This window comes from Streptomyces sp. 3330, from assembly GCF_031456635.1.
Taxonomy (GTDB): domain Bacteria; phylum Actinomycetota; class Actinomycetes; order Streptomycetales; family Streptomycetaceae; genus Streptomyces.
This window is the reverse complement of record NZ_JAVDVA010000018.1, coordinates 134,300-148,745: the sequence shown is the minus strand read 5'-3', so window position 1 is coordinate 148,745 and position 14,446 is coordinate 134,300. Positions and strand designations below refer to the sequence as shown.

10 protein-coding genes and 1 tRNA gene are annotated in these 14,446 nt (G+C 73.0%); 6 read left to right on the top strand and 5 right to left on the bottom strand.

The genetic code is table 11. The features are described 5' to 3' along the window. Nucleotides 1–86 precede the first annotated feature (86 nt). Complete coding sequence (locus tag J2X68_RS27630; protein ID WP_310435280.1) at nucleotides 87–773, bottom strand: hypothetical protein; 687 nt, start codon at nucleotides 771–773, stop codon at nucleotides 87–89. 47 nt (nucleotides 774–820) lie between these two features. Between J2X68_RS27630 and J2X68_RS27625 the strand changes: the two genes are divergently transcribed. Further along, complete coding sequence (locus J2X68_RS27625) at nucleotides 821–1,009, top strand: DUF5703 family protein (RefSeq protein WP_005485166.1); 189 nt, start codon at nucleotides 821–823, stop codon at nucleotides 1,007–1,009. A 69-nt stretch (nucleotides 1,010–1,078) separates the two neighbouring features. Here the strand turns inward: J2X68_RS27625 and J2X68_RS27620 are convergent, their stop codons facing one another. From J2X68_RS27620 to J2X68_RS27610, 3 genes are all read right to left on the bottom strand, one after another. After that, complete coding sequence (locus J2X68_RS27620) at nucleotides 1,079–1,942, bottom strand: chaplin (protein WP_310435279.1); 864 nt, start codon at nucleotides 1,940–1,942, stop codon at nucleotides 1,079–1,081. 188 nt (nucleotides 1,943–2,130) lie between these two features. Beyond that, on the bottom strand, nucleotides 2,131–2,364 hold the full coding sequence (gene chpH / locus J2X68_RS27615) for a chaplin ChpH (protein ID WP_028806602.1): 234 nt from the start codon (nucleotides 2,362–2,364) through the stop codon (nucleotides 2,131–2,133). 177 nt (nucleotides 2,365–2,541) lie between these two features. Continuing rightward, complete coding sequence (locus tag J2X68_RS27610) at nucleotides 2,542–3,870, bottom strand: M20/M25/M40 family metallo-hydrolase (protein WP_310435278.1); 1,329 nt, start codon at nucleotides 3,868–3,870, stop codon at nucleotides 2,542–2,544. Nucleotides 3,871–4,076: 206 nt separating this feature from the next. Here J2X68_RS27610 and J2X68_RS27605 point away from each other — a divergent pair. Further along, nucleotides 4,077–4,161, top strand: a tRNA-Leu gene (locus tag J2X68_RS27605). Between the two features lie 279 nt (nucleotides 4,162–4,440). Next, entirely contained in the window at nucleotides 4,441–7,221 is a 2,781-nt protein-coding gene (locus J2X68_RS27600; protein WP_310435277.1) for a SpoIIE family protein phosphatase, read from the top strand. A 52-nt stretch (nucleotides 7,222–7,273) separates the two neighbouring features. On the opposite strand, the gene J2X68_RS27595 is transcribed toward J2X68_RS27600, so the two are convergent. Further along, nucleotides 7,274–8,173, bottom strand: a complete 900-nt coding sequence (locus J2X68_RS27595; protein WP_310435276.1) for an ABC transporter substrate-binding protein — start codon at nucleotides 8,171–8,173, stop codon at nucleotides 7,274–7,276. Between the two features lie 410 nt (nucleotides 8,174–8,583). Here J2X68_RS27595 and J2X68_RS27590 point away from each other — a divergent pair, with 410 nt between their 5' ends. The 3 genes from J2X68_RS27590 (at nucleotide 8,584) to J2X68_RS27580 (ending at nucleotide 14,444) form a co-directional block, all read left to right on the top strand. Then, on the top strand, nucleotides 8,584–12,450 hold the full coding sequence (locus tag J2X68_RS27590) for a Pls/PosA family non-ribosomal peptide synthetase (protein WP_310435275.1): 3,867 nt from the start codon (nucleotides 8,584–8,586) through the stop codon (nucleotides 12,448–12,450). 77 nt (nucleotides 12,451–12,527) lie between these two features. Then, on the top strand, nucleotides 12,528–13,880 hold the full coding sequence (locus J2X68_RS27585; RefSeq protein ID WP_310435274.1) for a M1 family metallopeptidase: 1,353 nt from the start codon (nucleotides 12,528–12,530) through the stop codon (nucleotides 13,878–13,880). 120 nt (nucleotides 13,881–14,000) lie between these two features. Beyond that, nucleotides 14,001–14,444 (top strand): YchJ family metal-binding protein, encoded by a 444-nt coding sequence (locus tag J2X68_RS27580; RefSeq protein WP_310435273.1) that lies wholly within the window; start codon nucleotides 14,001–14,003, stop codon nucleotides 14,442–14,444. Nucleotides 14,445–14,446 lie beyond the last annotated feature (2 nt).

The following is a 14,446-nucleotide window of genomic DNA, read 5'->3' as shown; positions in this document are numbered from 1 at the left end:
GCCGCCGTGCGTCGGCCTCGCAGGCTCCGCTTCCCGCGTCCTCCCGTGCGCCGCCCACCGGTGGCGGCCGGCGGTCGGCGGTGCGCTCAGCGGTCCGCGTCGAGCGGCTCCAGTTCCTCGTCCTCGATGTCGTCCACGAGGTCCTCGTCGTCGGCGTCGTCACCGTCGTCGAGGTCGTCGAAGACCGAGCTCACGTCGAAGCGGCAGATCACCCGGCCGGGATCGGCCTGCTCGAACGGCGCCTCCAGCCACTCGCCCGGCTCGGCCTGTTCGTCGGCAGCCAGCACCCACAGCGTGGAGTCGCCCTCCTCCAGGCCGAACTCCTTGTGCCGGGAGGCGATCTCGTCCGGCTCGAACTCGCCGAAGAGGATGCCCAGCGCCCCGTGCACCGTGTCCGAGACGGCCCCGCCCGCTCCCTCGTCGTCCGCCGCCTCGATCCGCTGGGCCTGCGCCAGCAGCCGCGGCGGCTCCGCGACGGCGTAGTCGCGGCGGATCAGCACGCTCAGGGCGTTCGGCTCCTCGGGACCCGCGTACGGCGGCAGGGAGTCCTCGGCGCCGGGGATCTCGAAGGGCGTGACCTCGTCGTACCGGTCGTAGAGCAGTTCGTCGTAGACCTCGGCGGCCGCGGCCAGCTCGTTGAACGCCTCGTAGACAGCCGGGTCGTCCTCCCCCGTCCTGCGTTCGACCGCGGCCAGGTGGCGGTCGAGCGCGGTCTTGACCGCCTCGGCGGCGGCGCGTACCTCGGCAGCGGTGGGCTGCGCAGCATCAGACATAGTGCAGACGCTATCCGTACCGGACCCCAGACCGCACAATAGATGCGATGCCGGAATACGAATTTGTCGACGTCTACGTACCGCGCGGGGTCTCCCGCAAGGACGCGACCCGACTGCTGACCGACCATGCCGAGTACGGACACTGGGAGTTGGACCGCCTGAGCCTGCTGCGCGACGGCAGCCGCCGGGTGCGGCTGCGCCGGCGGATCATCCGCCAGGTGCGGGCCACGTGGTGAGGTGAGACGACAGAAACGGAGCGGGCCCCGCCGAGGCGGGGCCCGCTCCGTCGTGGGCTCACCCGGGGCTCACGCGGAGGCGCGCGCCTTGCGGTAGAGCACCGCGCCCGCGAGCAGCGCGCCCGCGCCGGCCGGCAGGACCAGGCCCATCGGCAGCTCGCTGCCGGTGTGCGCGAGCTGCGCGGCGGGACGGTGGACGGCTGAGGCGCCGACCGGGGTCACGTGGTTCGAGGTGGACGGCACACCCCCGGGGCGGGACGGGCTGGAGTGGCCGCCGGGCTTGCCGGGGACGTGCTCGGAGGGCTTGCCCGGCGTCTCGTGGCCGCGGGAGGGAGGCGTGCGGACGCCGTTGCCGCTGTCGTTGGCGCAGTCGTTGCCGAAGGACGGGTTGAGGATCCCGACGACGTCGATGCTGTTGCCGCACACGTTGACCGGCACGTCGATCGGTGCCTGGACGTGGTTGCCGGAGCCGACACCGGGCGATCCGCCGGTGTGCCCGCCCGCGTGCGCGCCCCCGGAGCCGCCGTGCGCGCCGGAGCCGCCATGGCCGCCGCCGTGGTTCCCGCCGTGGCCTCCACCGTGGCTTCCGCCCCGGCCGCCACCGCTGCCCTGGTGGTCGCCGTAGCCACCGCCGTGGTGGCCGGAACCGCCGCCGCGCTGGTCGCCGTAGCCGCCCGACCGCGCGCCGCCGCCCTTGTTGGCGCAGGAGTTGCCGAAGGTCGGGTTGAGCGCCCCGACGACGTCGACGGTGTTGCCGCAGACGTTCACCGGAACGTTGACCGGTGCCTGCACCGAGTTGCCCGACAGGACGCCGGGCGAGTCCGTGGCGGCGCCGTTCGCGCCGGAGTCGGCATGGGCGTAGCCGCCCGCGGCGGCGATCACCCCCGTCGCCGCCGCCACGGTCATAAGGCTTTTGCGGGTGACCTGTCGCATTGCTGAATCCCTGCTTTCGATCTCGTCATTCGTCCCGAATTCGCTGGCATCATGGCAGCTGTTCGATTCATTTCGGGATCTTCGACTTCTTCGGCTTTTCCTTCGGAGAAAGACCGGTCGGCCCCGGAGCGCATGGCGCGCGCTCCGGGGCCGACGGTACGGACGGACGACCCCTCAGCGGGTCGACGTCACTTGTTGATGCAGGTGTTGCCGAAGGCGGGGTTCAGCAGCCCGATCACCGAGATCGTGTTGCCGCAGACGTTCACCGGGACGTGCACGGGCACCTGGATCACGTTGCCGGAGGCGACACCCGGGGAGTGCACGGCAGCACCCTGGGCACCCGCATCGGCAACAGCCAGACCCGCGCCCGCGAGAACCAGCCCACCAGTGGCAGCCGCAGCAGCGACGACCTTCTTGATCATTATTCCTCCTTGTTGGCAATGCGATCCCAAGCAGCGGATCGCATCACCAGTAACGAGGGGGAATTAATGAGGCTACGCGCTTATCGGCGCATTCACTCTTCCCAGTCGCGCCCGTACAGGCGGCCGATTTTCTTCGCCCGTTCTCCGCCCGAGGAAATCGCGTTCCACCGGGACGATTCAGGACGCGTCGATGAACCGGTCGAGCACGCGCACCCCGAACCGGAGCCCGTCCACCGGGACCCGCTCGTCGACGCCGTGGAACATCCCGGCGAAGTCCAGCTCCGGCGGCAGCTTGAGCGGGGCGAAGCCGAAGCCGCGGATGCCGAGGTCGTCGAAGGACTTGGCGTCGGTGCCGCCGGACAGCATGTAGGGGATGGCCTTGGCGGTCGGGTCCTCGGCGAGCAGCGCGGACTGCATCGCCTCGACCAGCGGCCCGTCGAAGGAGGTCTCCAGCGCCTTGTCGGAGTGCACGTCCTCGCGGCGCACCTTCGGGCCGAGGATCCGGTCCAGGTCGGCGAGGAACTCGTCCTCGTGCCCGGGCAGGAAGCGCCCGTCGACGTGTGCGGTGGCCTCGCCCGGGATGACGTTGACCTTGTAGCCGGCGCCCAGCTGGGTCGGGTTGGCCGTGTTGCTCAGGGTCGCGCCGATCAGCTTGGCGATCCCGCCCAGCCGGGCCAGGGTCGTCTGCATGTCCTCCGGGTCCAGCGGGGTGCCGAGCGCGTCGCCGAGCTCGTCGAGGAAGGCGCGGGTCGTCTTGGTGACCCGTACCGGGAAGGTGTGCCGGCCGAGCCGGGCGACCGCCTCGGAGAGCTCGGTGATGGCGTTGTCCCGGTGGATCATCGAGCCGTGTCCGGCGGTCCCGGCCACGGTCAGCTTCATCCAGTGCATGCCCTTCTCGGCCGTCTGGACGAGGTAGAGCCGCCGCTCCTCGCTCACGGTGAACGAGAACCCGCCCACCTCGCTGATCGCCTCGGTGACGCCGTCGAACAGGTCGGGGTGGTTGTCGACGAGGTGCCGGGCGCCGTAGGTGCCGCCCGCCTCCTCGTCGGCGAGGAACGCGAGCACGATGTCGCGGGGCGGCCTGCGCCCGGAACGCAGCCGGTCGCGGACGACCGCCAGCGTCATCGCGTCCATGTCCTTCATGTCGACCGCGCCCCGGCCCCACACACATCCGTCGGCGACCTCGCCGGAGAAGGGGTGGTGGGTCCAGTCGACCGCGTTGGCCGGCACGACGTCGAGGTGACCGTGGATGAGCAGCGCGGGCCTCGACGAGTCCTCGCCCTCGATGCGGGCCACCGTGGAGGCGCGGCCCGGGTGCGACTCGAAGATCTTCGGTTCGAGCCCCACTTCGGCGAGCTTCTCGGCGACCCACTCGGCCGCCTTGCGTTCACCCGGACCCGAGTGGTCGCCGTAGTTGCTGGTGTCGATCCGGATCAGCTCGCGGCAGAGGTCCACGACCTCGTCCTCGCCGGTGACGCTCCTGGCCGTGCCGTCGGTCGCGCTCACGCTGGTTCCTCCCGCTGTCACTGCTGGTGGGTCCCCCTCATCCTCCCTCTCCCCCGCTCCCGGCCCAAGGCCGGTCCCGGCCCGTCACACGCCGTTCACGCGGGATGCGGCATCCGGCGGGGCGACCGCCCGTGATCGGGCACCCCGGAAAGCCTGGTAATGTTTACGACGTCGCCGCGGGGGAAACCCCGCACGACATACACCTTGTCCGGGTGGCGGAATGGCAGACGCGCTAGCTTGAGGTGCTAGTGCCCTTTATCGGGCGTGGGGGTTCAAGTCCCCCCTCGGACACAGAAGAACCGGGTCGGGGCCTTCGCGAGATCGCCTTCGACACGTTCACCGAGTGCCGGTGAGTCGGAAGACTCACCGGCACTTCGTCGTTCCCGGGGCCTTCGAGTGCCGCAGCCGGGTCCCGGCGGGGACGGCTCCCCGGCTGCCGCGACGCCGACCCGACCGCGCCGACCCGACCGCGCGGGCCCGACCGCGCAGATCCGATCGCGCAAGTCCGACCGTGCAGGTCCGGGCCCGTCCTGGGCCGCGCCCGCCGGGCCGGTCACTGATACTGGGGAAATGGGCAAACTAGGGCAACAGGCCCCAGCGAGCCGACGGACCGACCGCGTGCCACCGGAGGGCGGGCCGCAGAAGGCCGGCCCGAAGGCCCGTCACCACGCGGCCGGCCGACGTCTGCTGTCGTTGCGGAAACCGCGCAGCGTCGCCGGTCAGGTCTTCCTGCTGCAACTGGTGGTCGTCCTGCTGCTCATCGCCACGGCCGTGGTGGTGCTGGTGCTCCAGGACCGCAACCGCGCGATCCAGGAAGCCGGCGACCGGTCGCTGGTGGCGGCCGAGTCGTTCGCGAACGCCCCGGGCACCGCCGAGGCGATGCAGAGCGACGACCCGACGGCGGCGCTCCAGCCGCATGCCGAGGCGGTGCGCAAGAGGACCGGCGTCGACTACGTCGTGGCGCTGAGCCCGTACGGCTTCCGGTGGACCCACCCGGACCCGGACCAGATCGGGAAGCACGTCTCCACCTCGTACGGCCAGGCGCTCGAGGGCGAGCCCCACCAGACCACGTTCGACAGCAGCCTGGGGAAGGCGGTCGACTCGACGGTGGCCGTCTTCGACGAGAAGGGGACCGCGGTCGGTCTCGTCACCGTGGGAGTCACGGTGGACAAGGTGACCAGTGTCGTACAGCACCAGCTGCCGGTGATCTTCGCCGCCGGCGGTGTCGCGCTGCTGCTGGCCGCGGGCGGTTCGGCCCTGGTCAGCGGGCGGCTGCGGCGCCAGACCCGGGGCTTGGGGCCGGTGGAGATGACCCGCATGTACGAGCACCACGACGCGGTGCTGCACGCGGTCCGCGAAGGCGTGCTCATCCTGGACGGCGACGGACGGCTGCTGCTCGTCAACGACGAGGCGCGCCGGCTGCTCGCCCTGCCGCCGGAGGCCGAGGGCACGCCGGTCACCGGACTCGGGCTGAGCCCGGCGCTGGCCGGGCTGCTGGCCTCGGGCCGGGCCGCCACGGACAAGGTCTTCCTGGCCGGGGACATCCTGCTCGCGGTCAGCCTGCGGCAGGTGGGCTCGCAGGGGGGCTGCGTGGCCACCCTGCGCGACACCACGGAGCTGCGCGCCCTCGCGGGCCGGGCGGACGTGGCGGGCGGGCGTCTGCAACTGCTCTACGAGGCCAGCACACGGATCGGCACCACCCTCGACATGGAGCGCACCGCCGAGGAACTGACCGAGGTGGCGGTCCCGCGCTTCGCCGACTTCGCCACCGTCGAGTTGCTGGAGCCCGTGCTGGGAGGAGGCGAACCGACGGGGGCGAGCGGGGAGATGCGCCGCGTCGCGGCCGCGGGCATCCGGGACGACGTGCCGCTGTACCCCGTCGGGAGGCGCATGCACTACGCGCCCGGCAACCCCGTGGCCACCGGCATGACCACCGGCCGGCCGATCCTGGTGGCAGACCTCTCGCTGGCCGACGGATGGCGCGTCCAGAACCCGGAGCGGGCCCGGAGGGTCATCGAATTCGGCATCCGCTCCATGATCTCGGTACCGCTCCAGGCCCGCGGCCAATTGCTGGGCGTCGTGGAGTTCTGGCGTTCGGAGCAGGACCCCTTCGAGCCGGACGACCTGTCCCCCGCCGAGGAGCTCGCCGCCCGGGCGGCCGTGTGCATCGACAACGCGCGGCGCTACACCCGCGAGCACACCACGGCCGTCACCCTCCAGCGCAGCCTGCTGCCCGGCACGCTCCCCGAGCTGTCCGCGCTGGAGGTCGGGCACCGGTACCTGCCCGCCCAGGCGGGCGTGGGCGGCGACTGGTACGACGTCATCCCGCTGCCGGGGGCCCGGGTGGCACTGGTGGTCGGCGACGTCGTCGGACACGGTCTGCACGCCGCCGCGACGATGGGCCGGCTGAGGACCGCGGTGCACAACTTCGCCGCCCTCGACCTGCCGCCGGACGAGCTTCTCGCGCACCTGGACGATCTGATCGCGCGGATCGACCAGGACGCGGCGGCCGAGGGCAACACCGAGGCCGTCACCGGGGCCACCTGCCTGTACGCGGTCTACGATCCGGTCTCCGGGCGGTGTGTTCTCGCCCGGGCGGGCCATCCCGGTCCGGCGCTGGTCTCTCCCGACGGCTCCGTGACCTTCCCCGACATCCCCGTCGCCCCGCCGCTCGGCGTGGGAGGAGGTCTGCCGGTCGAGACGGCCGTGCTCCGGCTCCCGGCCGACAGCCGGCTGGTCCTCTACACGGACGGCCTGGTCGAGTCCCGCGGCCGTGACATCGACACCGGGCTCGGCATGCTGCGGCAGGCGCTCTCCCGTACGGACGGCACCACCCCGGACGACACCTGCCGCGCGGTGCTCGACGCGATGCTGCGCACCAGGTCGAGCGACGACGTCGCCCTGCTCGTCGCGCGCACCCGGCTGCTCGACCCGGAGCAGGTCGGGGAATGGGAGGTGCCCGACGATCCCGCGGCCGTCTCCCGGATCCGCGCCGAGGCCACCCGCAAGCTGGAATCCTGGGGGCTCGGCGAGAACGCCTTCACGACCGAGCTGATCCTGAGCGAACTCGTCACGAACGCCATCCGGTACGGAGCGAGCCCCATCAGTCTGCGGCTGCTGCGCGACCGCGACAGTCTGATCTGCGAGGTCGCCGACGGCACCAGCACCTCTCCGCACCTGCGCCGCGCGGCCTTCACCGACGAGGGGGGCCGGGGGCTGTTCCTCGTCGCGCAGATGTCCCGCCGCTGGGGGACCCGGTACACCGACCGAGGCAAGATCATCTGGGCCGAGCAGGCGCTCGGCGCCGGAGCCGCCGGAGATCTGAGCGATCTGCTGGCGGCGGAGCTGTGAAGCGGCACGGGAGCCGGTCCGCCGACGGGGGGCCGGCGCGCGCCCGGTGCGTTCAGGAGCCGCCGCCGACCGTGAAGTACGGGATCTTGGCCGGGTCCTGGCCGAAAGCGGCCCCGAGATAGACGGCCGAGAGCTTGGTGAGTGTTCCGTCGTCGATCAGCTGCCTGATGATCCGGTCCAGCTCGTCCTCGTCGGGCGACCCCTTCGGATACAGGGCGCCGTACCCCTGGTCGGTCCTGTACTGGCCCACGAGCCGCACCTTGCCCTCGCGCTTCTGGGGGTAGGCCAGCAGGATCGTCGTGTCGTGGACGACCGCGTCGATCCGTCCCTGCTCCAGCGCCGTCACCATCTCCGGGTCGTTGGGGTAGGCGGTGACGGGCTTGGCCGGTTCGAGGCGCTTCTCGACGAACTCCTCGCCCGTGGTGCCCTCGGCCACCCCGATGCGCACGTCACGGATGTCCGCTTCGCCGATCTTCTCGTCGTCCCTGATCAGCACGCCCAGGGTCGAGGAGAGGTAGGGCGGGGAGAAATCGGCGACCTTGCTCCGTTCCGGGGTGATCGTGATCTGTGCGAGGGCCAGGTCGAAGTCCTTGGTCCGGCCGGACACGACCTCCGGGAAGGGGGCGTTCTCGACCTTCACCCGGTCGAGCCCCGACCGGTAGGCGATGTTGGCGGCCATGCAGTACTCGTAGCCGCTCTTGATGGAGTCCGGCGTGGCGCCGTTCCACCAGCCGGGCGCGGGCAGGGTCGTCTTGACGGTGAGGGCGCCCGCCGTCTCGGGCGAGATGTGGAACTCCCCGTAGTGTCCCGAGACCGGGCAGTCGCCGTAGTGGACGTTCGGCGCCTGCGACCCGCCCTGGTCGCAGGCCGACGTCGCGACGATGAGCGCCAGGCCGACGGACAGAGAGCCGATCGCTGCCGCGGCGCGCATCATGACCTCCGGTAGGGGCATGCTCCTTGATTCACCATAAATCACCACAGACCATACGACTGCCGGAGCCACGGGGAGGACTCCGGGGCGCGGGTCGGGCCACCCGTCCTCCCGCCGCGCCGGAACGCCCCGGCCGGGAGCGCGAGCCGTCTCCGGGCGCGCGCACCGCAAACCGGGACATCAGGTCGGCGAAGGCGTCCTTCCCTCCGATGTGGGGCAAGTCTCGCCGCCGCGCGAAGCCTCCAGGTCAGAGCGGTGCTGTTGATCTTCCTCGGCCCCCTGGACGGCCTCCCCGAGTGGCCGGGCCCCCACGGCGAACCTAGCGTCGTACTAAAATTTCCGGCTTGTTACGGAGCTGGACGGACAACCCCAGGCAGACCTGCGGGCCCGCCGGCGCCCCGGAGGCTTCCGGGATCGAGACGCGAGGACCGATGGCAGCCATCGACGAGAGCAGCGCTCTCGGCCTGCTCGACGAAGAAATCCGCGCACAGCTCGGCGACACCGCCCGCTTCTCCGGCGGCCCCGCCGCCTCTCCCCGCACCCTCGTCGACGTCTTCGACGCGTCCGTGCGGTCGTTCCCGGACGAACTCGCCCTGGACGACGGCAGCACGCCCCTGACCTACCGCGCCCTCGCCGTCGAGGTGGAGAACCTCCGGCGCGGGCTCGCCGCCGCCGGGGTCGGGCTCGGCGACCGGGTCGGGGTCCGCGTCCCGTCCGGCACCAACGACCTCTACGTGGCGATCCTCGCCGTCCTCGCCGTCGGCGCGGCCTACGTGCCGGTGGACGCGGAGGACCCGGACGAGCGGGCCGAGCTGGTCTTCGGGGAGGCGCAGGTGCGGGCCGTCCTCGGCGCCCGGCACGAGATCACCGTCCACGGCACCCCCGCCTCGGCCGCCGGGCGACCGGGCACGGAGCACGACGCCTGGATCATCTTCACGTCCGGCTCCACCGGCAAGCCCAAGGGCGTCGCCGTCAGTCACCGCAGCGCCGCCGCCTTCGTGGACGCCGAGGCCGCCCTGTTCCTCACCGAGGAGCCGATCGGGCCGGGCGACCGGGTCATGGCCGGACTCTCCGTGGCCTTCGACGCCTCCTGCGAGGAGATGTGGCTGGCCTGGCGCTACGGGGCCTGTCTGGTGCCCGTGCCCCGCTCCCAGGTCCGCAGCGGCGCCGACCTGGGGCCCTGGCTGGTCGAGCAGGAGATCACGGTCGTCTCCACGGTGCCCACGCTGGCCGCGCTGTGGGAGCCGGAGACCCTCAACGACGTACGGCTGCTGATCTTCGGCGGTGAGGCCTGCCCGCCGGAGCTGGTGCAGCGGCTGGTGACGGAGGGGCGGGAGGTCTGGAACACGTACGGACCGACCGAGGCCACCGTCGTCGCCTGCGCCTCCCTGATGTCCGGCGCGGAGCCGATCCGGATCGGGCTGCCGCTCAGGGGCTGGGAGCTGGCCGTCGTGGACGAGGCCGGGGAGCCCGTGCCGCTGGGCGGCAGCGGCCAGCTGGTGATCGGCGGGGTCGGGCTCGCGCGGTATCTCGACGCCGAGAAGGACGCGGAGAAGTACGCGCCGCTGAAGTCGCTGGGCTGGGAGCGGGCGTACCGCAGCGGCGACCTCGTGCGCGCCGACGCCGAGGGGCTCGTCTTCCTCGGGCGGGCCGACGAGCAGATCAAGCTCGGCGGACGGCGGATCGAGCTGGGCGAGGTGGACGCGGCGCTCCAGGCGCTGCCGGGTGTCGCGGGGGCCGCCGCCGCCGTACGGACCGCCCGCGGCGGCAACCAGCTGCTGGTCGGGTACGTCGTGACGCAGGACGGCTGGGACCGGGCGGCGGCCGTGCGGCGGCTGCGCGCCGAGCTGCCCGCCGCCCTGGTGCCGCTGCTCGCGCCGGTGGACGACCTGCCGACCCGCACCTCGGGCAAGGTCGACCGCAACGCCCTGCCCTGGCCCCTGGCGGGCGTGGAGCCGGGCGGCCCGGCCGAGCAGCTGTACGGCACCGAGGCCTGGCTGGCCGAGCAGTGGACCGAGGTCCTCGGCGTCCCCGTGGGCGGCGCCCGCGACGACTTCTTCGCGATCGGCGGCAGCAGCCTCGCCGCCGCCCAGCTGACGACACGGCTGCGCACCCGCTACCCCAGCGCCGCCGTCCTCGACATCTACCAGCAGCCCACCCTGCGCAAGCTGGCCCGGCATCTGGAGAGATCGGCGCAGGACGACGGGGCGACCCGCGTCGTCGCCCCGGTGCCCGCGCGCGCCGGAGTGGTCCAGACGCTGCTGCTCGTCCCGCTGTTCACCCTGCTGGGGCTGCGCTGGACGGTGCCACTGGCCGCGCTCGGCAACCTGCTGCCCGGCTACGCCTGGCTGCCGACCGCCCCCTGGTGGCTGGTCGGCTCGGCCGCCCTGCTGCTGTTCAGCCCGCCCGGACGGCTCGCGATCGCCGCGGGCGGGGCGCGGCTGCTGCTGCGCGGTGTGCGGCCGGGACGCCACGCGCGCGGTGGCGGCGTCCATCTGCGGCTGTGGACGGCGGAGCGGCTGGCCGAGTTCAGCGGGGCGACCTCGCTGACCGGGGCCTGGCTGGAGCGCTACGCGCGAGCCCTCGGGGCCAAGGTCGGGCCGGAGGTGGACCTGCACTCGCTCCCGCCGGTGACCGGCATGCTGAAGCTGGGCCGGGGTGCGGCCGTGGAGTCGGAGGTGGACCTGTCCGGCTGGTGGCTGGACGGGGACCGGCTGGAGCTCGGGACGGTCAAGGTGGGCGCGCACGCCGTCGTCGGCACGCGCAGCATGCTCTTCCCCGGCGCCCGGGTCGGCAAGCGGGCCGAGGTCGCGCCGGGGTCGGCGGTCACCGGTCAGATTCCCACCGGTCAGCGGTGGGCGGGCGCGCCCGCGGCCAAACTGGGCAAGGCCAAGCACAACTGGCCCAAGGAGCGGCCGGCGCGCGGCGCGTCCTGGCGTGTGCTGTACGGCCTCTCCGGCTCCGCGCTGACCGCCCTGCCGGTGCTGGCGGCCGGGGCGGCCCTGCTCGTGGCGAGCCGTTTCGTGCCCCCGGGCGGCGGGCTCGGCGAGGCCCTGCGGGGCGCCGCGCTCGCCCTGGTCCCGGCCACGCTGGCCTTCGGTCTGGCGTACGCCGCGCTGCTGCTGGTCGCCGTACGGCTGCTGAGCGTCGGCCTGCGCGAGGGCACGCATCCCACGCACAGCAGGATCGGCTGGCAGGCGTGGACCGTCACCCAGCTCATGGACCGCTCGCGCGAGACCCTCTTCCCGCTGTACGCGGGGCTGATCACGCCGGTGTGGCTGCGGCTGCTCGGGATGCGGATCGGCAAGGGCGCCGAGGTGTCGACCGTCCTCGCGCTGCCCAGCCTGACCACGGTCGGCGAGGGCGCGTTCCTCGCCGACGACACGCTGACCGCGCCCTACGAGCTGGGCGGCGGCTGGATGCGGATCGGGCGGGCGGAGATCGGACGGCGGGCGTTTCTCGGCAACTCGGGGATGACCGCGCCGGGGCGGAGCGTGCCGGACGGCGGCCTGGTGGGTGTGCTGTCAGCGACGCCGAAGAAGGCGAAGAAGGGCAGCTCCTACCTCGGGCTTCCGCCGGTGAAGCTGCCGCGGAACACGGCCGGCGGCGACCAGAGCCGGACGTACGAGCCGCCCGCGCGGCTGCTGTGGGCGCGTGCCCTGGTGGAGCTGTGCCGGATCGTGCCGGTGTTCTGCTCGGCGGGGCTGGCCGTGCTGACGGTGGCCGCGCTGTGCGCGCTGGGCGTCCGGGCGCCGCTGCTGGCCGGGTTCGTGCTGCTCGGGGCGGGCGGTGCGGCGGCCGTCGTCTCGATCGCCGCCAAGTGGCTGCTCGTCGGGCGCCATCGCGGCGGTGAGCATCCGCTGTGGTCCGGCTTCGTGTGGCGCAACGAGCTGGCGGACACGTTCGTGGAGGTCGTGGCGGTGCCGTGGCTGGCGGGCGCGGTGCCGGGCACGCCGGTGCTGACGGCCTGGCTGCGCGGGCTCGGCGCCCGGATCGGCAAGGGCGTGTGGGTGGAGAGCTACTGGCTGCCCGAGTCGGATCTGGTGACGCTCGGGGACGGGGCGACGGTCAACCGCGGGTGCGTCCTGCAGACTCACCTCTTCCACGACCGGATCTTGCGGACGGATACTGTGGTCCTCCGTGAGGGTGCCACGCTGGGCCCTGGCGGGATCGTGCTGCCCGGCAGCACGATCGGGGCCCGGACGACCCTGGGTCCCGCGTCGCTCGTCATGGCCGCGGAGTCCGTCCCGGACGACACCCGCTGGCTCGGCAACCCGATCGAGGCATGGCGTCCCTGAGAAGGGGCTACTCGGAGTCGGTGGGCGGTGCACCGGCGGCGGGTGGTTCGAGCACAGGTCAGGGAGCGGACGGGGACGTGGCAGTTCAGCAGGCGGTCGGGCCGGATCCGTATTTCCCGGCGAACGGTGATTCCCGTTACCGGGTGCACCGCTACGAGCTCACGCTGGACTACCGGCCCGGCCCGAACCGGCTGTCGGGCGCGGCGCGGATCAACGCCATCGCGGGACGCTCGGCGCTGCCGGAGTTCCAGCTGAACCTGGCCGACTTCAAGATCGGCCGGGTCCGGGTGGACGGCCGGCCCACGCACTACACCCACCGCGGCGGCCGGCTGCGCGTCCGGCCGGCCAAGCCGTTGCGCGCCGGGGCCGCCTTCACCGTCGAGGTGCACTGGTCGGGCAACCCCAAGCCGGTGAACAGTCCCTGGGGCGGCATCGGCTTCGAGGAGCTGGACGACGGGGCGCTGGTGGCGAGCCAGCCGGTCGGGGCGCCCTCCTGGTACCCGTGCAACGACCGGCCCGCGGACAAGGCGTCGTACCTGATATCGGTGACGACGCCGTCGGCGTACGCCGTGGTGGCGGGCGGCCGGCTGCTGACGCGGACCACGAAGGCCTCGACGACCACCTGGGTGTACGAGCAGGCCGCGCCGACGTCGAGCTACCTGGTCGGTCTGTCGATCGGGAAGTACCAGACCGTCCTGCTGGGCGACCCGGGGCTCGGGGGCATCCCCCAGCACGGGCACATCCCGGCGGAGCTGCTGGCGGAGTTCTCGCGGGACTTCGCGCGGCAGCCCGGCATGATGCACCTCTTCCAACAGCTCTTCGGGCCCTACCCGTTCGACGAGTACGCGGTCGTGGTGACCGAGGAGGAGCTCGATGTCCCCGTCGAGGCCCAGGGGTTGTCGCTGTTCGGCGCCAACCACGTGGACGGCGCGCGGGGTTCGGAGCGGCTGGTGGCGCACGAGCTGGCGCACCAGTGGTTCGGCAACAGTGTGTCCATCGCCGACTGGCGGCACATCTGGCTGAACGAGGGGTTCGCGAAGTACGCGGAGTGGCTGTGGTCGGAGCGGTCGGGCGGACGCAGCGCGCAGCAGCTCGCCGCGATCGCGCACCGGTCGCTGTCCTCGCTGCCGCAGGACCTGCGCCTCGCCGACCCCGGCCGCAAGTCGATGTTCGACGACCGGCTCTACGAGCGCGGCGGGCTCACCGTGCACGCGCTGCGCTGCGCGCTGGGCGACGACGCGTTCTTCCGGATGCTGCGGGCCTGGCTCGGGCTGCACCGGGGCGGATCGGTGACGACGTCGTCGCTCGTCGCGCACACGGCACGGTTCGCGCCGGAGCCGCTGGACGACCTGTTCGAGGCGTGGGTGCACGACACGGCGCTGCCGCCGCTGCCGGTCCCCTCGGTGGACCGGGGCGCGGAGTCGGCGTAGGCGCTCCGCCGTGCCCGCGTGACGAGCCGGCCGGTGGTGGACCGGCGCGGCGCCTGCGGGCCGGTGCGGGGCCGTGACGCGGTTCCCGGCGCCCTTCGGGGGGGCGGGCACAATGGGGCCATGGCCCGACGCACCGCCCGCCCGCGACAGCGCGGCTCCGCCGCCGTCCGCAGCTCCGCGACCGCCCCCGCCGGCTGCCCCTGCGGGCTGCCCGCCGTCTACGAGGACTGCTGCGGGCGCTATCACTGCGGGGCCGAGGCCGCGCCCGGGGCCGAGGCGCTCATGCGGTCGCGGTACAGCGCCTTCGTGCGGGGTGACGCGGGGTATCTGCTGCGGACGTGGCATCCGCGGACGCGGCCGGAGCGGCTGGAGCTCGATCCGGGGATGCGGTGGACGGGCCTGGAGATCCTCGGGACGGCCGACGGCAGCGCCTTCCACACGACCGGGACCGTGGAGTTCCGGGCCTCCTACCGGGGCGGCGCGCTGCACGAGCGGAGCCGGTTCGAGCGGGTGGCCGGGGCGTGGGTGTACGTGGACGGGGAGTTCCCGGAGGGCTCCGCGTAGCG

What these genes read in the sequence shown, in the direction of transcription:
- J2X68_RS27620 (WP_310435279.1), bottom strand. Translation starts at nt 1,942, where the DNA reads ATGCGACAGGTCACCCGCAAAAGCCTTATGACCGTGGCGGCGGCGACG.
- J2X68_RS27600 (WP_310435277.1), top strand. Translation starts at nt 4,441, where the DNA reads ATGGGCAAACTAGGGCAACAGGCCCCAGCGAGCCGACGGACCGACCGC.
- J2X68_RS27625 (WP_005485166.1), top strand. Translation starts at nt 821, where the DNA reads ATGCCGGAATACGAATTTGTCGACGTCTACGTACCGCGCGGGGTCTCC.
- J2X68_RS27590 (WP_310435275.1), top strand. Translation starts at nt 8,584, where the DNA reads ATGGCAGCCATCGACGAGAGCAGCGCTCTCGGCCTGCTCGACGAAGAA.
- J2X68_RS27595 (WP_310435276.1), bottom strand. Translation starts at nt 8,173, where the DNA reads ATGCCCCTACCGGAGGTCATGATGCGCGCCGCGGCAGCGATCGGCTCT.
- chpH (WP_028806602.1), bottom strand. Translation starts at nt 2,364, where the DNA reads ATGATCAAGAAGGTCGTCGCTGCTGCGGCTGCCACTGGTGGGCTGGTT.
- J2X68_RS27580 (WP_310435273.1), top strand. Translation starts at nt 14,001, where the DNA reads ATGGCCCGACGCACCGCCCGCCCGCGACAGCGCGGCTCCGCCGCCGTC.
- J2X68_RS27630 (WP_310435280.1), bottom strand. Translation starts at nt 773, where the DNA reads ATGTCTGATGCTGCGCAGCCCACCGCTGCCGAGGTACGCGCCGCCGCC.